This is a genomic window from Nocardiopsis sp. NPDC057823, assembly GCF_042797335.1.
Classification (GTDB): Bacteria; Actinomycetota; Actinomycetes; order Streptosporangiales; family Streptosporangiaceae; genus Nocardiopsis; species Nocardiopsis changdeensis.
Genome location: NZ_JBHVLR010000007.1, coordinates 254,341 through 276,589, shown reverse-complemented (window position 1 = coordinate 276,589; position 22,249 = coordinate 254,341). Strand labels below are relative to the sequence as shown.

At 75.2% G+C, this 22,249-nt stretch carries 26 protein-coding genes; 12 read left to right on the top strand and 14 right to left on the bottom strand.

Annotated features, from left to right (window positions below; translation table 11 throughout):
* Positions 1-2: 2 nt before the first annotated feature.
* Genes ACFVNO_RS15220 through nirB form a run of 3 tightly spaced genes read right to left on the bottom strand, consistent with a single transcriptional unit; the run spans position 3 to position 4,062 of the window.
* A complete protein-coding gene (locus ACFVNO_RS15220; protein WP_220561031.1) occupies positions 3-1,166 on the bottom strand; it encodes a uroporphyrinogen-III synthase in 1,164 nt (387 codons plus the stop codon).
* Complete coding sequence (gene nirD, locus ACFVNO_RS15215) at positions 1,163-1,561, bottom strand: nitrite reductase small subunit NirD (protein WP_355261247.1); 399 nt, start codon at positions 1,559-1,561, stop codon at positions 1,163-1,165. The genes ACFVNO_RS15220 and nirD overlap by 4 nt, the downstream gene beginning before the upstream one ends.
* Positions 1,558-4,062 carry a nitrite reductase large subunit NirB gene (gene nirB / locus ACFVNO_RS15210; protein WP_355261250.1) on the bottom strand — a complete coding sequence of 835 codons (2,505 nt, stop codon included), beginning with the start codon at positions 4,060-4,062 and terminating at the stop codon, positions 1,558-1,560. The genes nirD and nirB overlap by 4 nt, the downstream gene beginning before the upstream one ends.
* A 215-nt stretch (positions 4,063-4,277) precedes the next feature.
* On the opposite strand from nirB, the gene ACFVNO_RS15205 reads away from it, so the two are divergent.
* Together ACFVNO_RS15205 and ACFVNO_RS15200 are read left to right on the top strand one after the other, a co-directional pair.
* Positions 4,278-5,180, top strand: coding sequence for an ADP-ribosylglycohydrolase family protein (locus tag ACFVNO_RS15205; RefSeq protein ID WP_378892937.1), 903 nt, complete (start codon positions 4,278-4,280; stop codon positions 5,178-5,180).
* Positions 5,181-5,335: 155 nt separating this feature from the next.
* Positions 5,336-5,818: a DUF6194 family protein gene (locus ACFVNO_RS15200; protein ID WP_355261256.1), complete on the top strand. Its 483-nt coding sequence runs from the start codon at positions 5,336-5,338 to the stop codon at positions 5,816-5,818.
* Between the two features lie 199 nt (positions 5,819-6,017).
* Here the strand turns inward: ACFVNO_RS15200 and ACFVNO_RS15195 are convergent, their stop codons facing one another.
* Positions 6,018-6,422 carry a helix-turn-helix domain-containing protein gene (locus ACFVNO_RS15195; protein WP_220561025.1) on the bottom strand — a complete coding sequence of 135 codons (405 nt, stop codon included), beginning with the start codon at positions 6,420-6,422 and terminating at the stop codon, positions 6,018-6,020.
* 85 nt (positions 6,423-6,507) lie between these two features.
* Between ACFVNO_RS15195 and ACFVNO_RS15190 the strand changes: the two genes are divergently transcribed.
* The 3 genes from ACFVNO_RS15190 to ACFVNO_RS15180 all read left to right on the top strand — a co-directional run bounded on the left by ACFVNO_RS15190 (position 6,508) and on the right by ACFVNO_RS15180 (position 8,556).
* Positions 6,508-6,687 carry a hypothetical protein gene (locus ACFVNO_RS15190; protein ID WP_220561024.1) on the top strand — a complete coding sequence of 60 codons (180 nt, stop codon included), beginning with the start codon at positions 6,508-6,510 and terminating at the stop codon, positions 6,685-6,687.
* A gap of 16 nt (positions 6,688-6,703) precedes the next feature.
* Positions 6,704-7,345, top strand: a complete 642-nt coding sequence (locus ACFVNO_RS15185) for a DsbA family oxidoreductase (RefSeq protein WP_355261263.1) — start codon at positions 6,704-6,706, stop codon at positions 7,343-7,345.
* A gap of 89 nt (positions 7,346-7,434) precedes the next feature.
* Positions 7,435-8,556: a hypothetical protein gene (locus ACFVNO_RS15180; RefSeq protein WP_355261266.1), complete on the top strand. Its 1,122-nt coding sequence runs from the start codon at positions 7,435-7,437 to the stop codon at positions 8,554-8,556.
* 47 nt (positions 8,557-8,603) lie between these two features.
* On the opposite strand, the gene ACFVNO_RS15175 is transcribed toward ACFVNO_RS15180, so the two are convergent.
* The 4 genes from ACFVNO_RS15175 to ACFVNO_RS15160 form a co-directional block, all read right to left on the bottom strand.
* The gene (locus tag ACFVNO_RS15175; protein ID WP_355261269.1) at positions 8,604-9,248 is read right to left on the bottom strand and encodes a LysE family translocator; all 645 of its coding nucleotides are present in this window, start codon (positions 9,246-9,248) and stop codon (positions 8,604-8,606) included.
* A 100-nt stretch (positions 9,249-9,348) separates the two neighbouring features.
* Positions 9,349-9,927 (bottom strand): GNAT family protein, encoded by a 579-nt coding sequence (locus ACFVNO_RS15170; protein ID WP_355261272.1) that lies wholly within the window; start codon positions 9,925-9,927, stop codon positions 9,349-9,351.
* Positions 9,924-10,517 (bottom strand): hypothetical protein, encoded by a 594-nt coding sequence (locus ACFVNO_RS15165; protein WP_355261275.1) that lies wholly within the window; start codon positions 10,515-10,517, stop codon positions 9,924-9,926. Before ACFVNO_RS15165 ends, ACFVNO_RS15170 begins: the two co-directional genes overlap by 4 nt.
* A 220-nt stretch (positions 10,518-10,737) precedes the next feature.
* Entirely contained in the window at positions 10,738-11,331 is a 594-nt protein-coding gene (locus ACFVNO_RS15160) for a CGNR zinc finger domain-containing protein (protein ID WP_355261278.1), read from the bottom strand.
* Positions 11,332-11,415: 84 nt separating this feature from the next.
* On the opposite strand from ACFVNO_RS15160, the gene ACFVNO_RS15155 reads away from it, so the two are divergent.
* The 7 genes from ACFVNO_RS15155 (at position 11,416) to ACFVNO_RS15125 (ending at position 16,755) form a co-directional block, all read left to right on the top strand.
* The gene (locus ACFVNO_RS15155; RefSeq protein WP_355261281.1) at positions 11,416-12,309 is read left to right on the top strand and encodes an alpha/beta hydrolase; all 894 of its coding nucleotides are present in this window, start codon (positions 11,416-11,418) and stop codon (positions 12,307-12,309) included.
* Positions 12,310-12,381: 72 nt separating this feature from the next.
* A complete protein-coding gene (locus ACFVNO_RS15150; protein ID WP_378892927.1) occupies positions 12,382-12,948 on the top strand; it encodes a YciI family protein in 567 nt (188 codons plus the stop codon).
* 68 nt (positions 12,949-13,016) lie between these two features.
* A complete protein-coding gene (locus ACFVNO_RS15145; RefSeq protein ID WP_355261287.1) occupies positions 13,017-13,577 on the top strand; it encodes a DUF4291 domain-containing protein in 561 nt (186 codons plus the stop codon).
* A 235-nt stretch (positions 13,578-13,812) separates the two neighbouring features.
* Entirely contained in the window at positions 13,813-14,202 is a 390-nt protein-coding gene (locus ACFVNO_RS15140; RefSeq protein ID WP_378892924.1) for a VOC family protein, read from the top strand.
* 118 nt (positions 14,203-14,320) lie between these two features.
* Positions 14,321-15,058: a phosphotransferase gene (locus tag ACFVNO_RS15135; RefSeq protein ID WP_378892921.1), complete on the top strand. Its 738-nt coding sequence runs from the start codon at positions 14,321-14,323 to the stop codon at positions 15,056-15,058.
* Between the two features lie 23 nt (positions 15,059-15,081).
* Positions 15,082-15,909 carry an aminoglycoside phosphotransferase family protein gene (locus tag ACFVNO_RS15130; protein ID WP_355261296.1) on the top strand — a complete coding sequence of 276 codons (828 nt, stop codon included), beginning with the start codon at positions 15,082-15,084 and terminating at the stop codon, positions 15,907-15,909.
* A gap of 90 nt (positions 15,910-15,999) precedes the next feature.
* Entirely contained in the window at positions 16,000-16,755 is a 756-nt protein-coding gene (locus tag ACFVNO_RS15125) for a DUF899 family protein (protein WP_355261299.1), read from the top strand.
* A gap of 80 nt (positions 16,756-16,835) precedes the next feature.
* On the opposite strand, the gene ACFVNO_RS15120 is transcribed toward ACFVNO_RS15125, so the two are convergent.
* The 6 genes from ACFVNO_RS15120 to ACFVNO_RS15095 all read right to left on the bottom strand — a co-directional run bounded on the left by ACFVNO_RS15120 (position 16,836) and on the right by ACFVNO_RS15095 (position 22,115).
* The gene (locus ACFVNO_RS15120) at positions 16,836-17,363 is read right to left on the bottom strand and encodes a DUF1062 domain-containing protein (protein WP_220561009.1); all 528 of its coding nucleotides are present in this window, start codon (positions 17,361-17,363) and stop codon (positions 16,836-16,838) included.
* 250 nt (positions 17,364-17,613) lie between these two features.
* The gene (locus tag ACFVNO_RS15115; RefSeq protein ID WP_378892916.1) at positions 17,614-18,483 is read right to left on the bottom strand and encodes a GNAT family N-acetyltransferase; all 870 of its coding nucleotides are present in this window, start codon (positions 18,481-18,483) and stop codon (positions 17,614-17,616) included.
* Between the two features lie 100 nt (positions 18,484-18,583).
* Complete coding sequence (locus ACFVNO_RS15110; RefSeq protein ID WP_355261306.1) at positions 18,584-19,780, bottom strand: erythromycin esterase family protein; 1,197 nt, start codon at positions 19,778-19,780, stop codon at positions 18,584-18,586.
* 99 nt (positions 19,781-19,879) lie between these two features.
* Entirely contained in the window at positions 19,880-20,635 is a 756-nt protein-coding gene (locus ACFVNO_RS15105) for a MerR family transcriptional regulator (protein WP_378892912.1), read from the bottom strand.
* A 17-nt stretch (positions 20,636-20,652) separates the two neighbouring features.
* Entirely contained in the window at positions 20,653-21,543 is an 891-nt protein-coding gene (locus tag ACFVNO_RS15100; RefSeq protein ID WP_355261312.1) for a DUF2268 domain-containing putative Zn-dependent protease, read from the bottom strand.
* Positions 21,544-21,608: 65 nt separating this feature from the next.
* The gene (locus tag ACFVNO_RS15095) at positions 21,609-22,115 is read right to left on the bottom strand and encodes a DinB family protein (RefSeq protein ID WP_220561004.1); all 507 of its coding nucleotides are present in this window, start codon (positions 22,113-22,115) and stop codon (positions 21,609-21,611) included.
* Between the last annotated feature and the right edge of the window lie 134 nt (positions 22,116-22,249).

The following is a 22,249-nucleotide window of genomic DNA, read 5'->3' as shown; positions in this document are numbered from 1 at the left end:
CCTCACTCGCATCCGGGGGTGTCGTCCAGGGCCAGCCGGTAGCCGCGCTTGACGACCGTCTGGATGATCTTGGGGTCGCCCAGCGCGGTGCGCAGCCGCGCCACGGCGGTCTCCACGGCGTGGGCGTCGGCGTCCTCCCCCAGACAGGTGAGCAGGCGGGTGCGGTCCTGGACCTGGCCGGGGCGGTGGGCCAGGGCGCGCATGAGCCGCATGAGGGTGGGCGAGAGGGTGTGGACGGTGCCGTCGACCAGGACCGCGTGGCCGCGCAGGCGCAGCCGGTGCCCGGCCACGGCCAGGGTCGGGAAGCGCGCGGGCAGCTCCTCGGCCAGGGACCGCACCTGGGCGCCGATCCGGGCGCGCTCGGGCCAGGTGGTGGGGATGTCCTGGGCCATGAGCGGGCGGGCGGTGACCGGGCCCACGCACATGGCCAGCACGTCGCGGCGCAGGGCCTGGACGAGGGCGTCGCCGTGGCCGGTGGCGCGGGCGCGGGCGAGCAGCCCGGCGGCGGCCGGGGCGCTGGTGAAGGTGACGGCGTCCACTCCCCCGCAAGTGATCGCCTCGATGAGCCGGTCCAGGGGGCCGGTCTGCTCGGGCTGGGTCCACCGGTAGACGGGGATCTCCACGACGTCGGCCCCGGCCAGGCGCAGGGCGGCGGTGAAGTCGGGCAGGGGCTCGCCGTGCAGCTGGATGGCCACGCGCAGCCCCTGGACGCCGCGCTGCAGGAGGTAGTCCAGGACCTCGGCGGAGGACTCCGAGGGCGGGGACCACTCCTCGGTGAGCCCGGCGGCGCGGATGGCGCCCTTGGCCTTGGGGCCGCGGGCGAGCAGGCGGGAGGCGCGCAGGGAGTCCAGCAGGCCGTCGACGGTGCCCCAGGTCTCGCAGGCCTCCACCCAGCCGCGGAAGCCGATGCCGGTGGTGGCGACGACGACGTCGGCGGGGCGGCGGACCAGGTCGTCGGAGACCGCGGCCAGGCGCTGGTCGTCGCTCAAGGGGACGATGCGCAGCGCCGGGGCGGCGATCACCTGGGCGCCCTTGCGGCGCAGCAGGGCGGAGAGCTCGTCGGCGCGGCGGGCCGCGGTGACGGCGACGGTGAACCCGGCCAGGGGCGCGGTGGTGGGCGGGCTCGGGGTGCGCGGGCCGGGGGTGAGCGGCGGGGCGGTGGTCATGTGGTGCCCTCCGTACGGGCCCGGGCGCCGATGCGCACGGTGGTGCCGTCGTCGTGGACGGCCCAGGTGTCCAGGGCCACGTCCGGATCGTCCAGACTGCGGCCGGTACGCAGCGAGAAGACGTTCTTGAGCAGGGGCGAGGCGATGGTGGGCTCGCCGGCGCGGTCGCCGACGATGCCGCGGGACAGGACGGCGGCCCCGGTGAAGGGGTCGATGTTGTCGACGGCGTACAGCTCCCCGGTGCGGGTGCGGAACAGGGCGGCCTGGCGTCCGCCGGGCAGCAGGACGGCGACGCCGTCGTCGGGGCGCAGCCGGGCGCTGGGGCAGGCGGCGGTCCAGGCGGAGCCGGTGTCCTCGGCGGCCGGGCGGGCGGCCTCGGTGGCGTAGGCGGTCATGCGTTCTCCCGGGTGCGCAGGGTGGGGATGCCGAGCCCGACGGGCGCGGCGGGGACGGGCTGGTCGCGGGTGGTGGTGAAGGCGATGGTGGGGTCGGGGGTGTCGGGGGCGTTGGCGAAGGACTGGAAGCGGGCCAGCTTGTCGGGGTCGGCCAGGACGGCGGCCCACTCGTCGGTGTAGGAGGCGACGTGGCGGTCCATGGCGGCCTCCAGGTCGGCGGCGATGCCCAGGGAGTCCTCCACGACGACCTCGCGCAGGTGGTCCAGGCCGCCGTCCAGGGCCTCGATCCAGGCGGCGGTGCGCTGGAGGCGGTCGGCGGTGCGGATGTAGAACATCAGGAACCGGTCGATGTAGCGGATGAGGGTGGGCTCGTCCAGGTCCGAGGCCAGCAGGTCGGCGTGGCGGGGGGTGAAGCCGCCGTTGCCGCCGACGTACAGGTTCCAGCCGTGCTCGGTGGCGATGATCCCGAAGTCCTTGCCGCGGGCCTCGGCGCACTCGCGGGCGCACCCGGAGACGGCGGACTTGAGCTTGTGGGGCGAGCGCAGGCCCCGGTAGCGCTCCTCCAGGCGGATGGCCAGCCCCACGGAGTCCTGGACGCCGTAGCGGCACCAGGTGGTGCCCACGCAGGACTTCACGGTGCGCAGCGACTTGCCGTAGGCGTGCCCGGACTCGAACCCGGCCTCGACCAGGCGGGTCCAGATCGCGGGCAGCTGCTCCAGGCGGGCGCCGAACAGGTCGATGCGCTGGCCGCCGGTGATCTTGGTGTAGAGGCCGAAGTCGCGGGCGACCTCGCCGATGACGATGAGCTTGTCGGGGGTGATCTCCCCGCCCGGGATGCGCGGCACGACGGAGTAGGTGCCGTTGCGCTGCATGTTGGCCAGGTGGCGGTCGTTGGTGTCCTGGAGGGAGGCCTGCTCCCCCTCCAGGATGTGGCCGTTGCCCAGGGAGGCCAGGATGGAGGCGACGGCGGGCTTGCAGATGTCGCAGCCGGCGCCGGTGCCGTGGGCCTCGATGAGGGCCGAGAACGTGGTGATGCCGGTGGCGCGCACGATCTCCAGCAGCTCGGCCCGGGAGTGGGCGAAGTGCTCGCACAGGGCCTTGGACTGGGCGATCCCGGCCTTGTCCAGGAGGTTCTTGAGCATGGGCACGCACGAGCCGCAGCTGGTGCCGGCGCGGGTGCACGCCTTCAGGGCGGGGACGTCGTGGTTGCCGTCGCAGATGGCCTGGGCGATGGCGCCCTTGGTGACGGCGTTGCAGGAGCAGATCTGCGCCGAGTCGGGCAGGGCGTCGGCGCCCAGGGCCTCGCCCTGGGGGGTGATCAGGGCCAGCGGGTCGCCGGGCAGGGGCGAGCCCACCAGGGGGCGCAGGGTGGCGTAGGCGGTGGCGTCGCCCACCAGGACGCCGCCCAGCAGGGTGGTGGCGTCGTCGGACAGGACGAGCTTGGCGTAGCGGCCGGTGGCGGCGTCGTTGACCACCACGTCCAGGCAGTCGGCGGTGCGGCCGTGGGCGTCGCCGAAGCTGGCCACGTCCACGCCCAGCAGCTTGAGCTTGGTGGAGGTGTCGGCGCCGGTGAAGGTGGCCCGCCCGCCGACGAGGCGGTCGGCCAGGACCTCGGCCATGGCGTTGCCGGGGGCGATGAGCCCGTAGACGGTGCCGCGGTGGCAGGCGGCCTCGCCGATGGCGTGGATGCGGGCGTCGGAGGTGGTGCAGGTGTCGTCGACGGTGATGCCGCCGCGTTCGCCCACGTCCAGTCCGGCCGCGCGGGCGAGCTCGTCGCGGGGGCGGATGCCCACGGAGAAGACGACCAGGTCGGTGTCCAGGCGGGTGCCGTCGGCCAGGAGCAGGCGGGCGGCGCGGCCGTCGGGGCCGGCCTCCACGGCGGTGGAGGCGGCGCCGGTGTGGACGTGCACGCCCAGGTCGGAGACGAGCCCGGCGAGCAGCGATCCGGCGCCCTCGTCGATCTGGGCGGGCATCAGGTGGGGCGCGAGTTCCACGACGTGGGCGTCCATGCCCAGCAGGCGCAGGGCGTTGGCGGCCTCCAGGCCCAGCAGGCCGCCGCCGATGACGACGCCGGTGCGGGCCCCGGCGCGGGCGGCCGCGGTGATGGCCTCCAGGTCCTCGATGGTGCGGTAGACGTGGCAGCCGGGCAGGTCGTGTCCGGGCACGGGGGGCACGAAGGGGCTGGAGCCGGTGGCCAGGACGAGCCGGTCGTAGGCCAGGGTGCGCCCCGAGGCCGTGGTGACGGTGCGGGCGGCGCGGTCGACGGCGGTGGCCCGCTCGTCGACGTGCACGTCCACGGCGGGGCCGGACAGGTCGCCCAGGGACAGGTCCTCGGCGGTGGCGCCGTCGAAGTAGGAGGACAGGGCGACGCGGTCGTAGGCGGTGCGGGGCTCCTCGCCCACGACGGTGATGTGCCAGTGGCCCGCCGCGTCGCGGTCGCGCAGGGCCTCGACGAGTCGGTGGCCGACCATGCCGTTGCCGATGACGACGAGTTCTTCCATGGGGGTGTTCCTCCCGGTGCGGTTGCGTTTCAGGCAACCTCCGAGGTGTTACCCGGGCGTTGGGCGATGGTGTCGGGCATGTTTCGTTGTGCTGTCACCGCAGGTGGGAGCCGAGTGATGGGGGCATAGTGCGAGCGTGGGCGGGGTCGCGGGCCCCGGTGGGACCTCGGTCACACCCTGTTCGGGAGGGCGCGGGTGGGGGAGGATGGCGGGCGATGACCACCTCTCCGCTCTCCTTCGACGCCTCCGAGCGCGCCCGCCGCGCACTGTCCAGCCTGTCCGCCCTGGCCGTGGGCGACGCCTTCGGCTCCCAGTTCTTCGTGCCCGGCAACCGGTTCCGGCACCGCGCCCGGGAGCTGCCCGAGGGGGTGTGGTCGTGGACCGACGACACCGAGATGGCCGCGTCGGTGTACCGGGAGGTCGTCCGGCACGGGGAGGTGGACGCCGACCGGCTGGCGGGGTCCTTCGCCGCCCACCACGACTTCGACCGCGGGTACGGGCCCGCCACCGGCCGCCTGCTGCGGCTGGTGCGCGAGGGCGCCGACCACCGGGACCTGGCGGCGGGCCTGTTCGACGGGGCCGGGTCGTGGGGCAACGGCGCGGCGATGCGGGTGGCGCCGCTGGGCGCGTTCTTCGCCGACGACCCCGGGGCCGCGGCCGGGTGGGCGGCGGTGAGCGCGCGCGTCACCCACACCCACCCCGAGGCGGTGGACGGGGCGGTCGCGGTGGCGGTGGCCGCCGCCCTGGTGGCACGGGGCGAGGCGGGGGCTCCGGGGACGTTCTTGGGCCGGGTGGCCGACCTGCTGCCCCGGGGCGCGCTGCGGGAGGGGGTGCGGGCCGCGCGAGCGCTGCTCATCGTGCCCGAGCCCGTGGGCGCGGCCCACCGGCTGGGCAACGGCTCGCGGGTGCGGGCCCTGGACACGGTGCCGTTCGCGCTGTGGGTGGCGGCCAAGCACCTGCGCGCGCCGCTGGAGCCGGCGCTGTGGGCCGCGGTCGCGCCGGGCGGCGACATGGACACCGTGGCCGCGATCGTGGGCGGGGTGCTGGGCGCGGACCCGGCGGCGGCCCCGCGGTGGGCCGACCGGGTGGAGGCGCTGCCCGCCTGGGCGCTGGACTGACCGGCCGCCCTGGTCCGCGTTTGGAGGGTTTCGGGGACCCCACCCCCGGTTCCACGGGGTGAATGCGGCTCCAGGGTTCCGAAAGGAGTTCAAGGCCACGATGGAAGGCACGGGCCACCCACCGGGGCCCGTGGACCGACCGGAAGGGGCCTGCCATGACCCAGGACGAGATCATCGCGTTCATCGAAGGACTGCCGGAGGTGGGCACCGTGCGGGCCGGCCCCGAGAACGGGGCGCCGGAGGCGGCGTGGGGGGACGTGTTCTTCTTCCACGAGCCCGGCGGCGACCCCGAACGGCGGCGGAACATGCCGTTCGCGACGGTGGTGGCCTCGGACTACCCCGGGTTCGACACCGCCTCCCGGCTGGACCGGCCCGGGGTGTTCCGGGTGAACATCGCGGTGGGGCGGGAGCTGTTCGAGGAGCTGGTGGGGTACCCGCCGGCCGCGCACGCCGAGCACGCCGACGGGACGGACCCCTCGCAGGCGGACCGGATCATCGCCCACCCGCTGTACGCGGCCCAGGGGTGGGTGGCGGTCGTGTGCCCCGGCGAGGCGACCTCGGAGCGGGTGCGCGCACTGGTGCGGGCGGCGCGCGAGGCGGACGCGGCGCGCAGCGCCCGCCGCACCGGCGGCGCCTGAGAACCGCCGCACCGCGGCCCGGCGGCCGCGGGCCTTCGGGGCGGGGCGTCCGGGAAGGGGCGCAGGGCGTGTTCGTTGGACGCCCTCGTCTGGTTCGGCGCCCGCCCCGAGTGCCGGGGGCGTTCGTCGGGGTCGGGCGCCCGGGCACGGGCGCAGCGGCGAGAGGCGGCCGCGACCGGGATGACCCGCCGGAGCCGTCCTAAGCCCCGGGCCGCTCGCGATCGTGGCGTTCGCGGGCGGCCCGGACGTCCTCCCGGTGCTCGACGGCCCACCGGTCCAGCGCGGTCAGGGGTTCGAGCAGGGTGCGGCCCAGGCCGGTGAGGGAGTACTCCACCCGCGGGGGGACGCTGGCGTGGGCGGTGCGCTCCACCAGGCCGTCGCGGACCAGGGCGCGCAGGGTGAGGGTGAGCATGCGCTGGCTGATGCCGTCGATGGTGCGGTGCAGCTCGCTGTAGCGGTGGGTGCGCCGACCCAGCAGCACGATGACGAGCACGCTCCACTTGTCGCCGATGCGGTCCAGGACCTCCCGGACCGGGCAGTCGTCGGGGTTCACGGCGGGGCCGACACCCTCCCCCGGGGGAACACGGGTGTTCGTTGCGGACATTGAAGTGCCTCCTTGTCCCTGACCTGCGACTCCCCCATACTCACTGATAATGTGGTTACGCACAATATGTAAGTGAGGGGGCGTCGTGGACGAGCAGGACACCGAGCGGACCGCGCCGCAGCAGGCCACCGGCACCACCGACGGGCGCGAGGCGGCCCCCGCGGACCCGGCACCGCCCGCGACACCGCCCCTGGCCATGGTCACGGGCCTGGTGACGGTGGGGACCGAGGACGCGCCCGCGTGCTCGGACGGCGTGTGCTGGTGAGTGGGGAGTTCGTTCCGTGCAGGTAGAGATCTGGTCCGACATCGTCTGCCCGTGGTGCTACATCGGCAAGCGCCGCTTCGAGAGGGCGCTGGAGTCCTTCGCGCACGCCGACGAGGTCGAGGTCACCTGGCGCAGCTTCCAGCTCGACCCCGGCTTCGCCAAGGGCGAGAGCATCCCCGTCTACGACGCGCTGTCCAAGAAGATGGGCGCCCCGCGCGAGCAGGTGCGCGCCATGACCGAGCAGGTCACCCGGGTCGCCGCCGAGGAGGGGCTGGAGTACGACTTCGCCTCCGGCGTCATGGTCAACACCTTCGACGCCCACCGCCTGGTCCACCTGGCCCAGGGCAGGGGCCTGGGCGACGCCGCCCACGAGGCGTTCATGAACGCCCAGCTGGTGCGGGCCGAGGACCTCTCCGACCCCGAGACCCTGGTGAAGATCGCCGTGGAGATCGGCCTGGAGGAGGACGAGGCCCGCGAGGTGCTGGCCGGGGACGCCTACACCGCCGAGGTGAACGCCGACATCGACGCCGCCCGGCGGCTGGGCGCGACCGGGGTGCCGTTCTTCGTGATCGACCGCGCCTTCGGGGTGTCCGGCGCCCAGCCGGTGGAGGTGTTCGCCTCCGCCCTGGAGAAGGCCCACCAGGCCTCCCGCGGCTGACCCCGGCCCCACCGCGCAGGTGAGGACCGCCCGGCCCCGCGCCGACAGGCTTGGTGGAGAAGACACCGCACGCCTGTGAGGAGCACGCCGTGAACACCTCGGCACCCCCCGCCGTACCCGGGACCGCATCCGCCGCCCGGACCGCACCGATCACCTGGGCCGTCCTGGCCTGGTCCGCGGTCGCCCTCGCCCTGGGCCTGGGCTGGGCCGCCGGCCTGCTGCCGCCGGGGGTCCCCGACGGCGACGGGTTCGGCTCCCTGTACGGGCGCTGGGGCGCCGGCGCGGCCGCCTGGACCACCCTGGCCCTGGGGGCCGCGGGCACCGCGACCGCCCTGCTGATGATGCGCCCGGGCCGCGGCGGCCGGGCGGTGGCCTACGCCGCCTGGGGCATGTCGGCGGCCGTGGTGGCGCTGTTCGTGACCGGGAGCCTGCTGGCGTTCCTGGGGTACACGATGATCATGCCGGTGGCGGGCTGGTTCGTGCCCGGCCTGGCCGGGATGTGGATCACCCAGATGATGCTGCCGGAGAACCTGGGCCTGTTCTTCTTCGCCGCCGGCGCGGCGCTGTGGGCGGTGGCCGGGCTCTCGGCCCTGCGGGCCGCGCGCGGCGCCTGCCCGGACTGCGGACGCGCCCACGACTGGACCCCGCACGCCGAGCACGCCACCCGGGTGCGGGCGCTGCGGGCGGGCCGGATCGCGGTCCTGGTCGCCTGCCTGAGCGCCCTGCTGTACCCGTCGATCCGGTTCCCCTGGCTGTTCGGCATCACCCCGGGCATGGGCGAGGGCTTCGCCGAGGAGCTGCGGGCCGACCCGGGCACCCTGTTCATCGGGGTCGGCCTGGGCTCGGCGGGAGTGGTCGGCGCCGTGCTGATGCTGGGGCTGGTGCAGCGCTGGGGCGTGCGGTTCCCGTTCTGGATGGTCGGCCTGGCGGGCCGCCGGGTGCCGGTGGCGCTGGCGGTGGTCCCGGCGACCGCGGTCGCGGTCGCGCTGATCGCCATGGGGCGCAGCGTCATCGTGCAGTTCGCCCTGGACCAGGTGGGCATGACGAGCTCGTCGGCGCTGCACACCGCGATCTTCATGTCGATGGCGGTGTGGGGCGTGGCCCTGGCCGCGGCGGTGGCGGCCTACGCGGTGCGCCGCCGCGCCGAGTGCGGGACCTGCGAGCGCGGCCTGCCCGAGGCCGAGCCGCGCGACCTGCGCACCGCCGCCTGAGAGGCCCCGCGGCCCCGGTCCCCGCACGGGGGCCGGGGCCGCCCGCGTCAGCGGCCGTGGACGGCCATCCGGACGCCCAGGCCGACCAGCACCGTCCCGCTGACGGCATCCGACCAGCGGCGGACCGCCGGGCGCCGGAACCACTCCCCCGCGCGGCCGACCACGGCGGCCAGCCCCAGGTACAGGGCGATCTCCACGGCCACCTGGAGCAGCGCCAGCAGGGCGGTCGTGGCGAACAGCGGCCGGTCCGCCGGGACGAACTGCGGATAGAACGCGACCATGAACGCGGCGGCCTTGGGGTTGGCCAGCATCACCAGGAACCCCTCCCCGAAGGCCCGCCACCAGGCCCGGGCCGCCTCCCGCGGCGGGGGCGCGTCGACGGGGCCGGCCCCGGCGGGGCCGCGCCGGGCGGACAGCAGCGCCTTCACCCCCAGGTACAGCAGGAAGGCCGCACCGGCCACGCGCAGGACGAGGTAGGCGGCCTCGGAGGCCGCCACCAGGGCGGCCAGGCCGGCGCCGACGCACAGCGCCCACACGTACAGGCCCGCCTCCAGGCCCAGGACCGTGGGCACGGCCCCGGGCAGGCCGCGCTGCGCGGCACGGCGCATGATCAGCACCATCGCGGGTCCGGGGGAGGCGGAGATGAGCACCACGGCGACGAGGAACGCGGGCAGGGAGGTCGTCAGGTCCATGCCCCCTATGACACCCCTCCCCCGCCCGCGGCACAATCCGGTTTCCCCGGCGGCCCTTCCGCGGGTCCCGTCCGGCGAAGGCCGCGCGGGGGACGGCCGGTCAGGGGCGGGGGTCCCCGGCCAGGCGGGCGTACAGGTACAGGTCGCGGCGCTCGCCGCCGATCTCCTGCCACCGGCGCATCAGGCCCTCCCGGCGGAACCCGGCGGCCCCGGCCACCCGCAGCGACCCGGTGTTCCACGGCTCGATCGCCAGCTCCAGCCGGGGCACCCCCAGGGCGTCGTGCGCCCAGGCGGAGGCCAGGCGCAGGGCGTGGGCGGCGGCACCGCACCCCCGGTGGCCCGGGGCCACCCAGTAGCCGAGGGAGGCGCGGCCCTCGGACGCGTCGCGCAGCGACAGGGTGATCCCGCCGACCCCGCGCCCGGTGCGGGTGTCGGCGATCACCAGCGGGACGCCGATCCCGCGGGAGAGCACCAGCGCCCGGCTCTCGATGTACCGGCGGGCGGCGGCCTCGTCACAGGGGTCGGGGAGCGTGGTGACGCTGACGGTGTAGGGGTCGGCGGCCGCCGCCACGACCAGGGGCAGGTCGGCCTCCTCCCACAGTCGCAGCAGGAAGGGCGAGGGCCCCGGCGGGGGCGGTGGCGGCAGGAGGGGCGCGCCGCCGGGCCGCGCTCCGGTCAACTGAAGAAGCCCGCCACGCCCCGGCCGGCCGCGTCGGCGGCCCGGCACCACCCCATGCAGGACTCGGCGGCCTGGAGGACATCGGGGTCGAGCGCGGCCTTGGCCCCGTCGTCGGCGGCGCCCCACTGCTCCAGGGCCTTGCGGCACCGCTCGGTGCTCCACTCGCCGTAGCCGGGGACGAAGTCCGAGGGCGCGGGGACCGGGTCGGGCGCGCGGCCGTAGCCGAACTCCGCGACGCTCACCGCGGTCACCCCCACCGCCCCGAGCCCCTCGTCGACGGTCTCGGGCCACCCGGCCCGCATCGGGGAGAAGTCGTTGTTGTCCAGGTACCGGCCGTGGAACTCGCAGATCCACTTGTAGGCGTAGTTGTACATGGTGCCCTGGTCCGGCTCGAAGGGTCCGCCCTCGATGACCGCGCGGATCGCGTCGCGGACGGGGAGGAGGTCCAGGCCGGAGAACTGGGCGTCGAAGTGCTCCAGGTGCTGCTTGAACCGGCCGCCGATCATCCGCCGCAGCTTGTCGTCCCCCGAACCCACGGAGGCGTGCAGGACGTCGAGGTCGACCACGTAGGCCGTCAGCGCGTAACTCATGCGGGAACGCTACCGGCCCCCGCCGACACCGCGCCCCGGACGGTCGCGCCCCCACGGACGGCGGGAGCGGACCGGGCCCCGCCCCGACACACCGGACCGCGCTCGCGGTGCCGGTGCCCGCCCCACCGACGGTGAGCCTTCGCATCGGGTCCGCCCTCCGCGCCCGGGGTCCGGACACACCAGTCGGCCGGCGCCGGCCCGCGCAGGCGGCCCGCTCGGATCAGGACGGCTCGGAACCGGCCGGCGCCGCCCTGTGGCGCCGGTAGTAGCGGGCGACGCGGGCGCGGTTGCCGCAGCGGGAGGGCGAGCACCAGCGGCGCCGGGGGTGGGCGGGCAGGAACAGCATCACGCAACCCTGCGCCTCGCACCGCTTGATCCCGGCGGCCCCCGGCCCGGTGACGAGATCCGCCGCGGCCTCGGCGAACACCGCCGCCAGCACCGCCCCCGCCGGTCCGGAACGGCAGGTCACAGCCCTCACCCCGGTGCCGTCCCGGTGCAGTTCGCGCACGGGCGGCGCGGCGCGCTGGGCGGCGTTGAGCCCGGCCAGGGCCGCCCGGGGCGGGGCCACCCCCTCCAGCAGGGCGTCCACCACCGCCCCGGTGTCGGCGCGCACCGCGTGCAGGGCGGCCAGGTCCGCGGCGGTGGCGGGACCCCGGGCCTCGGCGGGCAGGCGGTCCGCCTCCAGGGACAGCCAGGCGGCCAGCAGCCCGGGGGTGGCGATCAGGTCCGTACGGCGTCCGTCCGGGCCCGCGGGCCGGGTGTTGACCAGGTCCAGGGCCAGGGGTTCTCCGGTGAGGGGTCCGCGCTCATCCATGGACTAATGCTACATGGCGGCATTGACCCATTAGCCGACACCGGAGTAGAACTAATGCATCTTCTCCACAGGAAGGCATGTGACATGTCCGTTCGCACCGCCCCGCCGCTCGCACTCCCCGCCCGGACCGCCCACCGCCGCGTCACCGTCGCCGGGGCGGACGTCTTCTACCGCGAGTCCCTCCCCGAGGCCGAGGACGCCCCGACCCTGCTGCTCCTGCACGGCTTCCCGTCCGGCTCACACCAGTTCCGCCGCCTCATCGACGCCCTGGGGCGGCGGTACCGGCTGATCGCCCCGGACTACCCGGGCTTCGGGCGCACCCGGGAACCGGAGGGGTTCGCCCACACCTTCGACCGCCTGGCCGACGTCGTGGACGCGTTCACCGACGCGCTGGGACTGGAGCGGTACGCGCTCTACATGTTCGACTTCGGGGCACCGGTGGGATTCCGCCACGCCCTGCGGCACCCCGAGCGGATCACCGGCCTGGTGGTGCAGAACGGCAACGCCTACGAGGAGGGCCTGTCGGAGGGGGCGCGGGACTTCATCGCCCTGACGCCGGACGCCCCCGGCGCACGGGATGCCGTCCTGGGACTGCTCACCCCGCAGGGCATCCGCGGCCAGTACGAGACCGGGGCTGCCGCACCGGAGCTGATCGACCCGGACGGCCCGCTGCTGGACGCCGCGTTCTTCGACCGCCCCGGACGCGAGCGGGCCCAGCTGGCGCTGGCCTTCGACTACAAGAACAACGTGGCCGCCTACCCGGCCTGGCAGGCGTGGCTGCGCGGGCACCGGCCGCCGACGCTGATCACGTGGGGCGCCCGGGACCCCTTCTTCCCGGAGCCGGGCGCGCGGGCGTACCTGCGGGACGTGCCCGACGCCGAACTGCACCTGTTCGACACCGGGCACTTCGCACTGGAGGACCACCTGGGGGCCATCGCGCCGCTGGTCGCCGACTTCCTGGACCGGCTCCCGCGGTGAGGGCCCGCTCCCCGGTGTCCCCGACGCGACCCCGGCCGCTCCCGGAGGGGGCCTCCCGTGAAGAATGAGGCCATGGAGTTCTTCTGTTACCACCGCGACCGGCGGGGATCCCTGGCCCTGCGCGAAGAATTGCTGGAAGCGCACTGGTCCTACATGGACCGGTTCGCCGAGGGGATGATCGCGCGCGGGCCGACGTTCGCCGAGGACGGGGAGACGCCGACCGGCAGCGTGCACATCGTGGACCTGCCGGACGCGGCGGCCGCCCGGGAGTTCGCCTTCGCGGAGCCGAACTACCAGGCGGGGGCGTACCGGGACGTGCTGCTGCGCCGGTGGCGCAACCTGCTGGGACGCACCATGTGGGACTTCCCGCGGGCCGAGGGCGGAGGCGATGACGGCCACCTGTTCCTGTTGCTCGGGCTGGGCCCCGAGCACACCGGGGGCGCACCGGACACCGCGGTGCCCGACGACCGGGACGCACTGGTCGCCTACGGGCCGCTGCTGTCCGACGACGGAACGGTCCGGGTGGGGACGGCGGCGCTGGTACGGGCCGCCGACGCCGGGGCCGCGCGGACCGTGCTGGACGGGGAGCGGTACGCCGAGGTCGAGGTCCACCCGTGGGAGTTCGGCGGGCGCCGCTGAACCGGGGCGGGCCCGCACGGCGGTAAACCGCTGGCCGCGCCGGAACGGCCGATGACAGGATGCGGCCCATGACGCAGTACCGGATCCGCGCCGACTACGACGCCCGCACCATCGTGGTCTACCAGGCGTACCCGCCCGCGATCGCCGACGCCGCACTGCGGGCGGGGCGCTTCGTCGCCCCCTTCTCGTTCCAGCGGATGACCTGGATCAAGCCCTCGTTCCTGTGGCTGATGCACCGCAGCAACTGGGCCCGCAAACCGGGGCAGGAACGCGTCCTGGCGGTGCGGATGACCCGGCAGGGCTGGGAGCGGGCCCTGTCCCAGGCCGTACCGACCACCGCCGCCCCAGAGAAGCTGTCCCGGGCCGCCGTGCACCTGCAGTGGGACCCCGAGCGCTCGCTGCGCGGAGCGGCCCTGAACCACTACAGCATCCAGGTCGGCATCGGCCGCCACCTGATCCGCACGTTCGCCGAGGACTGGGTGGTCGGCCTCACCGACCTCACCCCGCAGGTCCACAAGGCGGCGGCGCTCGTCCGCGGCGGGCGCGCCGACCAGGCCCGGCGGCTCCTGCCCCCCGAGCGCGTCTACCCGGTGGGCCCGGACCTGGAGGAGCACCTCACCCCGGCCTAGGAGGCGGCCCGCCGGCCGACGGGCGTGGCGGTGGACGGGGGCGGAGCCGGCCGGATGGTCGGGCGAGCCGTGGCCCGCCGGTGCGGGCGCGCGGCGCCGGACATGGCGGTGAGAGCCCCGTCGAGGTCGCGGTGAGGAACGCACCGGTCGGGGCGCGGCAAATGGATGGCGCCGGCGCACGGTTCTTCGGCAGGGTGGAGGCGGGAACACCGGTGCCGGAGAAAGGGATGCCGACATGGCCAGCAAGTTCACCGAGCTCGCGTTCGACTGCGCGGATCCGAAGGCCCTCGCCCGGTTCTGGTGCGAGGTCCTGGGCTATGAGGTGCAGGGGCGGGAGGACGGCTTCGTTTCCATCGGCTCACCCGGGGTCCCCAAGGGCGCCCGGCGGCCCGGACCGGTCCCCCCGGTGCTGACCTTCGCACGGGTACCGGAGGGCAAGGTCGTCAAGAACCGGCTGCACATCGACGTGAACCCGACCGACCGGGACCAGGCCGAAGAGGTCGATCGGCTGCTGGGGCTGGGCGCCCGGCGCGTGGACGTGGGCCAGGGCGAGGGGGACACCTGGGTGGTGCTGGCCGATCCGGAGGGCAACGAGTTCTGCGTCCTGGCCACACGCCGCCCCTAGGGCTGTTCGGCGGATCGTTCCGGGTCGCGCCCCCGGGCCGACCCGTGGCCGCGCGGCGGGGCCGGGGCGCGGGAAAACGCCTGGCCCCGCCGGAGTGCGCCCTGTGACAATGCTCCACGTGGAAGAGGTCGAGGTGGTCGTCGCCCACCGGGACTGCGCGACACTGCGCGTCGGCGACGTGTTCCTGAAGGTCGACGCCGACCAGAGCCGCACCGACACCGAGGTCGAGGCGATGGCCCTGGCGCCGGTCCCCACCCCCGAGGTCCTGTGGCGCAGACCCCCCGCGCTCGCCCTCGCCGCCCTCCCGGGCCGACCCCTGGGCCGCCTCGGCGAACCGTCCACCGCGTCACCGGCGGCGTGGGCCGCGGCCGGGGCCGCCGTGCGGGCACTCCACGACGCGCCGCCGCCCCCCTGGCCAGGCAGGGACCCCGACCGGCTCGCGGCCGACCTGGACGCCGAGTGCGCCCGCCTCCTCGACGACGGCCTCCTCCCCGCCGACCTGGTCGCGCACAACCGCCGGCTCGCGCAGGCCGCGCTGCGGCCGTGGACACCGGTGTTCGTCCACGGCGACCTGCAACCCGCCCACGTGTTCGTCGACGGCGACGAGGTCACCGGCGTCATCGACTGGACCGAGGCGGGACCGGGCGACGCCCTGTTCGACCTCGCCGTCCTGACCCTGGGCCACGAGGAGCACCTCGGCGACGTCATCGCCGGCTACGGCGCCGACGTCGACCCCGACCTGATCCGCGCGTGGTGGTCCCTGCGCTGCCTGCTGGCGATCCGCTGGCTGGTCGGGCACGGCTTCGACCCGGCGGCGCCGGGCTGCGAGATCGACGTGCTCAAGGCCCGGATGTGAACACCGAGAAAGGACCGACCCGCATGCGGGCAGCACAGTTCCCACGGGCGGTGGCCGCGGCCACCGCGATCGCCTCCTCGCTCGGCCTGGCCGCCCGGGACGCCGTCGTCCTCCACGACTCGAACAAGCTCACCCTCCGGCTGCTGCCCTGCGACGTCCTGGCCCGGGTGGCGCCGACGGCCGAGCAGGTCGCGCGGTTCGAGGTCGACCTCGCACGAAGGCTCGTCGGGGCCGGCTGCCCCGTCGCCGCCCTCGACCCCCGGGTGGAGCCGCGCGTGCACGAACGCGACGGCTTCACGGTCACCCTGTGGACCTACCACGAACCCGTGACCTCCCACCCGGTCCCGCCGGCCGACTACGCCGACGCCCTGGAACGCCTGCACACCGGCATGCGCGGCATCGACCTCCCCGCGCCGCGGTTCACCGACCGGGTCCGGGACGCCCAGCGGCTCGTGGCGGACCGCGACCGCACCCCGGCGCTCACCGACCCCGACCGCGAACTGCTCGGCGACACCCTGGCCACCCTCAAGAGGACCGTCGGCGAACGCGGCGGCGCCGAACAGCTCCTGCACGGCGAGCCCCACCCCGGCAACCTGCTCACCACACGCGAGGGCCCGCTGTTCGTCGACCTGGAGACGTGCTGCACCGGACCCGTCGAGTTCGACCTCGCCCACGCCCCCGAGGAGGTCGGCGCGCACTACCCGGGAGTCGACCACGACCTGCTGCGCGACTGCCGGATCCTCGTGCTGGCGATGGTCGCCACGTGGCGCTGGGACCGCGACGACCGGTTCCCCGACGGACACCGGATGGGCACCGAATGGCTCGCCCGGATCCGGGCCGCCCTCGCCTGAGGAACACCGCGCGCCCCCTCGCGATGAGTTCCGGCCCGGGTAGGGGTCTGTCATAGTGACCGACCCGGCACGAGACACCCGGAGGACACCATGACGACCACCCACGGCGGCCCGGGCACCACCGCGCTCCCCGGCCGCCCGCCCGTCGTCGACCAGGCCACCTGGCAGGCCGCCCGCGACGAGCTCCTCCTCCGAGAGAAGGCCCACACCCGCGAGGGCGACGCCATCGCCGCCGCCCGCCGCCGCCTGCCCATGGTGGAGTTCGACGGGACCGTCGAGGTCGTGGGCGCCGACGGCCCCGTCCCGTTCACGGACCTGTTCCAGGGACGCGACGAACTCGTGGTCTACAGGCACATGTGGAACGACGGAGAGCCCCACCAGGGCCAGTGCTACGGCTGCACCACCGCGGCCTGGCACCTGCGGGACGCCTCCTACCTCAACGCCCGCGGCGTCTCCCTGGCGTTCGTGACCGAGGGCCGCTGGGAGGAGGTGGAGCCCTTCGTCGGGTTCATGGGCTACACCCAGCCCTGGTACTCGGTGCGCGGCCTGCCCGAGCCCGTCGGCGGCGAGATGGGCTACCTCGTCTGCTACCTGCGCGAGGGCGAGCGCACGTTCCTCACCTACTCCACCACCGGCCGCGGCTGCGAGCGGGTCAACGCCTCCATGGGCCTGCTCGACATGACGCCCTACGGCCGCGGCGAGGCGTGGGAGGACAAGCCCGAGGGCTGGCCCGAGGGCGGGGACTCCTGCTGGACCTGGTTCACCGACGCCGACGGCAACCCCACCTGGGGGCCGACCGGCCGCCCCACCCCGCAGTGGACCCGCCCCGGGGCGACCCGGCTGTAGGCCCCGCGGCCGCACCGGACCGCCCGACGGGGGCCGGTCGGGGCGGGGCACGCCGCCGCGCCCCGCCCCGACCGCACGGGCTACAGCAGCAGGAACGAGAAGTCCTGCGCCGTCCTGCGCTTCAGCGGGAAGTCCGCCTTGACACGGCGGGCGACCTCGCCGCGGCTGATGCCCAGGGCCTGGGCGATGAGCCGTTCGGGGCGGACCGGCACGGGGTCCTCGAAGGACACCTCGACCCGGACGGGCCACGGGTCCTCGGGGGCCGGGGGCGCGTCGAGCTCCCAGCAGCCCTCCCAGTCGAGCGCGAACCGGTTGCGCCGGGCGGTCGACGGGTCGAGCAGGACCCGGGCGACGAGGTCCGCCGAGTTGGCGGTGTACCCGGCGAGCAGGTCCGCGGGCAGCGAGCGGACCGGGACGCGCTCATGGACGATGAGCTTGCCGGTCCGGTCGCAGCCGACGCAGTTGACCAGCAGCCAGACATGGAGCAGTTTGCCGTTGGCGTTGACGCGGAACCGGCCGTCCTTGGTGGTGGCGCGCTCACAGGAGCAGTCCACGCAGGTGAGGACGGGCAGGGGCAGGCGGGTGCGCCGCACGGCCCAGGGCAGCACGGAAAAAGTATGTGAGGACAAACCTGATCTCTCTCAAGACCTGACGGAGTGCACGGGAAAGAGAGCCGACGGTGTCCGTCGGCGTCCGATGCGCGAAAAAGCGTCAGGGTCAGAGAGCAGGGGGCGTCATGCGCGCGTTGTCCTCACGTAGGTGAACGGGGCGGGAACACGCTAGGGCCCCGCCGCCCGCCGGGGCAACACATTTATCCGGACGCCGCCGGCCGGCGGGAGGCCCCGGCGCGCGGACCCCTCAGGAGAACGCGTACACGGTGAAGTCGGCCAGCGGGACGTACCCGATCCGCCGGTACAGGGCCGTGCTGGTGGGGTTGCCCGGGTCGGCGAACAGCACCACGTCCGTCGCGCCCGCCGCCAGCGCGGCCCGGCTCACCTCCACCGTGACGGCGCCCGCGTAACCGCGCCCGCGCAGGTGCGCCGGGGTGGAGACGGGGTCCACGCGGACCATGCCCGCGACCATCGGGGTCGTGCCCGCCATGGAGGCGGGCGTACCGTCCGGGGTCTCCCAGAAGGTGAAGCCCTTGTCCCCGAAGCGCGTCTGCGCCCAGTTCCCGGCGTCGATGGCGTCGATGGACTCCTGCTCGCCGACGTCGACGCAGAAGTCCCGGCACCAGCGCACGACCCGCTCGCGGTCCCCCGGGCCCGCGACGCGCGCCCGCCCCGCCGGGACCGGCCCCGGCGCCGTCAGGCCGCCCAGCCGGTGGAGGCGCACGCGCCACCCCCCAGGGGTGGCCGCCGCGCCCGTGCGCCGCTGCCACGCCCGGGCGAAGGCGGCGGCGGTGTCCCGGTCCGCGAGGACGCCGGGCAGGGAGCTGCCCAGGCCGGAAAGGCGGGCGGCGAGGGCGTCGGCCTGCCCGGGGGACACGGCGGTGAGATACAGGCGGCGGCCCCCGAGGCGGTAGAAGAAGGCACCGACCCCGTCCCCGTCCTGCCACCACCCGAACTCGGCCGGGTCGGCGCCCGGCGGGCCCGCTCCGCCGGCGCGCGCCTTCTCCAGCGCCGTCAGCGGTGTGGTGTGCAGGGCCGGGCGCGAGCGCAGGAAGCCCCCGGCCCGGTCGAGGAAGGCGTCGATGTCGTCGGTGAGGTGCCAGCCGTCCGGATGCATGCGCGCCATCCTCCCGGAGGGCCGCCCCCGGCGCCAGACGGTGTTCTCGTGAACCCGCGGTCCGTGCCCGGTGTCGCAGGAGGGCCTCCGGGAGCAGACGCTAGGCGGTCCCCCGGGCGAAGGCGAGGCCGTCCAGGCCGGGCAGGTGGGCCGGGTCCAGCGGCGCGTAGCCGAACCACGGGGACACCCGGGCGGCGGGCTCCGCGCCGGCGAGGGCGGCGGCCAGCCCGGCGGGGTCGACGACGCAGCGCTCGCCCGGGAGCGCGTACAGCATGCCCTCCACGGTGTCGGGGGGCGGGGCGCCCACCCCCCGGTCGCCGATGGCGCCCACGGCGGTGGCCCAGAACGCGTACTCCTCCCCCAGCCGGGTGCCCGCCAGCGCACCCGCGCTCCACCAGCGCACCGGTCCCTGCCACATGGTCATGGTGCTCTCCTGCCGCTGGAAGTGGCTGTTGTGCCCGCTCGCCAGGACGGGTCCGCGTTCGGCGAGGGCGAGCAGCTCGGCGGCCATCATGGCGTCCCGCACGCCCAGCAGCCGGTCCATCCGCCCCGGCGAGGTGTCGGCCATCCAGTGGTGGTAGCGCAGCAGGCCCAGGGCGGTGCGCCCGTCCTGGCGCGCCCGCTCCCACTCCTCCGGGGAGGAGGACGCGATCAGGTGCGGCGCCTGTTCGTCGAGCAGCGCCACCAGGTCGTCGGCGATCAGCCGCAGCCGGGCGGCCTCGGCGGAGCGCCCCACCGACCGGGCCGGGTCCATCATGGCCTCGGGCTCGGTCCACCGGCCGTCGTCGCCGAGCAGGCGGTCGAGCGTGTCGGCGGTGCACGGGAGCAGGTCGGCGCCGACCCGGGCGGCGAGGTGGCCGTGGAGCCCGGTGAGGGCCCGCCGGGGGCTGTCGGCGGCGGTGATCTCCAGCGGGCCGTCGAACCCGGCGAAGCGGACCTGTTCGGACGCGGGCCGCCCCTCGTTGTGGGCGCGCATCCAGCGCACCAGGTCGCGGTTGCCCGGGAAGGCTCCCCACCCGTGGCCGAACCCCTCCTCCATGGCCCGGTCGAGGGTGCCCGTGCCGGAGGTGACGTACCCGTCCACGATCCGCCCCTTCAGGCAGTCGCTCTCCAGCGCGATCGTCCGGTACCCCGCCTGCTCGACGAGGATGCGGAAGAGGTCGTTGCGCAGCCGGAGCAGGGCGTCCTGCCCGTGGGCGGGCTCGCCCAGGGCGAGCAGCCGGGGCCGGGCGGGGAGCAGGTCCAGGACGGCGGCCGCCTCGACGGGGCGTGCGGCCGGTGCGATGTCGATAGCCATGCCTTCAACGCTATCTTTGAAAACCCGGGTGAGACTTTCCGCGGAGAACCCCGGGACCTGCGGCAAGAACCCTCAAAGCCGCTGGTACCCCGAGGTGTCCTACATGCGGGTGCGGGCGTACAGCCGCAGCGCCTCGCGCACGAACTCCGCGCCCTCCCGGTCCCCGTAGGTCCGGGCGAACGCCGGGTCCTCCACGTAGGTGTCGGCCAGGCACGTCACCATCGCGATCGACCGCTCCCTGTCGCCCGCGTGGACCGGGGTGCCCGGGATCGCCAGCCACTCCACGTGCCGGGCCGCCAGCTCCTGGGCCCGGTCGGAGTCCGGGGCGGCGCCCTCCCGCGAGGCGGCCGCCCAGTCGGCGACCAGCGCCTCCGTCGCGCGCTTCCACTCCCGCTGCTCGCGCACGCTCTTGTTGTGCCACCACTCGTTGCCCGCCCGGAACGCCTCCTCGCCCCAGCGCTCCACGACCCCGTCCCGGTAGCGGTCGTTGAACCCCTCGAACATCACGTCCGGGCAGGGGTCCACCCCCTCCTCCCGCGCCCGGAGGGTGTGCCGCACCTCCCGGATGTACCGGTCGATCCGTTCGCGCTCCTGCTCCAGGGCGGCGATGTGCGCCCGCAGCCCCTCCGCCTCGTCGACCTCCTCGGCCAGCACCCGGCCGATGTCGGCCAGGCCCATCCCCGTGCGGCGCAGCAGCAGGATCCGCTGCAGGCGGGCGACCTGCTCGGGACCGTAGTGGCGCAGGCCCCCCGGCCCCGTCCGGGAGGGGGACAGCAGCCCGACCTCGTCGTAGTGGCGCAGGGTGCGGCTGCTGACGTCCGCCCGCGCCGCCAGCTCCCCGATCGTCCACTCCACCGCCGTCCCCCTTCCCGTCACCGGCCCAGCCGGGCCAGTGCGGTGTCGATGACCTCCGCGTGGTCGTCGCGCAGCGCCTGGGCCGCGGTGCGCCCGGTCGCCGCCAGGTAGGCGTCGACCAGCCGGTTCCCGACCGCGTACCCCGCCCCGGCGGGCAGCCCCACCGGGGCGGTGCCGAAGCGCCTGGCGCTCTCGTCGCCGTGCACCCAGGCCGTGAAGTTCTCCATGCCGGTCACCCCCAGCCCCGACACCACCTTGTCGAACACCGCCTCGTCGCGCAGGTGCGGCACGGCGATGCGGGTGCGGCCCAGGTCGTCGCCGTACAGCTCCCGGGCGAAGGCGTCGGCCAGCCCCTCGCCCACCACGTGCTCGCCGACCGTGACGGTCGCCGGGTCCCACACCACCCCGCCCGGGGCGTAGCGCAGGTTGTGGTGCAGCTCGTGCACGGCGGTGGTCTCCAACCGCTCCAGGTTCTCCCGGAACGGCCACAGCGTGATGGTGATGTACCCCCAGATGCCGCCGAACCCGGCCACGCCCAGCACGGTGTCCGTGAAATGGGCGTCGCCCGGGTCGCCCAGGGTGAGCAGCACCGTGACGTCGTGCGGCTCCAGCCCCGGCACGGCCTCGGCCAGCCGGGCCGCGCCGCGTTCCATGGCGGCCCCGATCCGGTTCCACGCGTCGGCCCGCGCCAGGTCCTCCAGTGCCGCCAGGCACCGCTCCTCGTCGCGGTCCAGCGGGAAGCCCATGCCCCGCAGGTGCACGTCCACCAGGTCGACCTCCACGGGCGCGAAGCGGTACATGCCCCGCACGGGTTCGAGCATCTCCGCCAGCAGTCCGGGGCGGTCTTCGGCCGGGGCGCGCAGCACGCGCTCCATGCCGGTACGGGTGTCCACGACAGTGATCTCCATGGCCCCGACGCTAGGGGTTGACGCTGCGTCAACCGCAAACCGGCGGACCGCCGCCCCCGCTCCGGTCAGAAGCCGGTCGCGCCGTCCACCCGCTCGCGCAGCAGGTCGGCGTGGCCGTTGTGGCGGGAGTACTCCGAGACCATGTGCATCAGGATCCAGCGGTGGGAGACGGTGTTCCCCCGCCACTCCCTCCGGGCCAGGGCGTCCAGCGGCAGCGACGCCGACACCTCGCGGGAGCGCTCCACTCCGGCCCGCCACAGCGCGAACGCCTCCCGCACCGGCGCGGTGTCCGCGCCGAGGAAGTCGCCGTCGGGGTCCTGCGGGGACTTGACCGGGTTGGGCGTGTCCTCTCCCATCAGGTGGCGCTGGAACCACGTGAACTCCACGTGCGCCAGGTGCCGCACCAGCCCCAGCAGGGACATCTGCGAGGGCGGCACGGAGCGCTCGCGCAGCCCCGCCTCGTCCAGGTCGGCGCACTTGAGGGCCAGGGTCTCGCGGTGCCAGTCCAGCCACTGGGTCAACATGGTGCGCTCGTCGGCCACGAACCGCGGGAACACACGGGGATCGCTCATGGCCGCGACCCTAGGGGCGCCCCGCAACGGCGGTCAACGGAAAATACCGCCCGCCCCCGCACCCGGCCGGATGGCCGTCGGCCGGGGCGGGCGGTGGGGCGGCAGGACGCCGCCACCGCACCGGCCCCGGCCGG

Excerpts from the sequence above, each read along its gene's own strand:
- ACFVNO_RS15220 (WP_220561031.1), bottom strand. The coding sequence starts at position 1,166 with ATGACCACCGCCCCGCCGCTCACCCCCGGCCCGCGCACCCCGAGCCCG.
- nirD (WP_355261247.1), bottom strand. The coding sequence starts at position 1,561 with ATGACCGCCTACGCCACCGAGGCCGCCCGCCCGGCCGCCGAGGACACC.
- nirB (WP_355261250.1), bottom strand. The coding sequence starts at position 4,062 with ATGGAAGAACTCGTCGTCATCGGCAACGGCATGGTCGGCCACCGACTC.
- ACFVNO_RS15205 (WP_378892937.1), top strand. The coding sequence starts at position 4,278 with ATGACCACCTCTCCGCTCTCCTTCGACGCCTCCGAGCGCGCCCGCCGC.
- ACFVNO_RS15200 (WP_355261256.1), top strand. The coding sequence starts at position 5,336 with ATGACCCAGGACGAGATCATCGCGTTCATCGAAGGACTGCCGGAGGTG.
- ACFVNO_RS15195 (WP_220561025.1), bottom strand. The coding sequence starts at position 6,422 with ATGTCCGCAACGAACACCCGTGTTCCCCCGGGGGAGGGTGTCGGCCCC.
- ACFVNO_RS15175 (WP_355261269.1), bottom strand. The coding sequence starts at position 9,248 with ATGGACCTGACGACCTCCCTGCCCGCGTTCCTCGTCGCCGTGGTGCTC.
- ACFVNO_RS15165 (WP_355261275.1), bottom strand. The coding sequence starts at position 10,517 with ATGAGTTACGCGCTGACGGCCTACGTGGTCGACCTCGACGTCCTGCAC.
- ACFVNO_RS15160 (WP_355261278.1), bottom strand. The coding sequence starts at position 11,331 with ATGGATGAGCGCGGACCCCTCACCGGAGAACCCCTGGCCCTGGACCTG.
- ACFVNO_RS15155 (WP_355261281.1), top strand. The coding sequence starts at position 11,416 with ATGTCCGTTCGCACCGCCCCGCCGCTCGCACTCCCCGCCCGGACCGCC.
- ACFVNO_RS15150 (WP_378892927.1), top strand. The coding sequence starts at position 12,382 with ATGGAGTTCTTCTGTTACCACCGCGACCGGCGGGGATCCCTGGCCCTG.
- ACFVNO_RS15145 (WP_355261287.1), top strand. The coding sequence starts at position 13,017 with ATGACGCAGTACCGGATCCGCGCCGACTACGACGCCCGCACCATCGTG.
- ACFVNO_RS15140 (WP_378892924.1), top strand. The coding sequence starts at position 13,813 with ATGGCCAGCAAGTTCACCGAGCTCGCGTTCGACTGCGCGGATCCGAAG.
- ACFVNO_RS15130 (WP_355261296.1), top strand. The coding sequence starts at position 15,082 with ATGCGGGCAGCACAGTTCCCACGGGCGGTGGCCGCGGCCACCGCGATC.
- ACFVNO_RS15125 (WP_355261299.1), top strand. The coding sequence starts at position 16,000 with ATGACGACCACCCACGGCGGCCCGGGCACCACCGCGCTCCCCGGCCGC.
- ACFVNO_RS15115 (WP_378892916.1), bottom strand. The coding sequence starts at position 18,483 with ATGCATCCGGACGGCTGGCACCTCACCGACGACATCGACGCCTTCCTC.
- ACFVNO_RS15110 (WP_355261306.1), bottom strand. The coding sequence starts at position 19,780 with ATGGCTATCGACATCGCACCGGCCGCACGCCCCGTCGAGGCGGCCGCC.
- ACFVNO_RS15100 (WP_355261312.1), bottom strand. The coding sequence starts at position 21,543 with ATGGAGATCACTGTCGTGGACACCCGTACCGGCATGGAGCGCGTGCTG.
- ACFVNO_RS15095 (WP_220561004.1), bottom strand. The coding sequence starts at position 22,115 with ATGAGCGATCCCCGTGTGTTCCCGCGGTTCGTGGCCGACGAGCGCACC.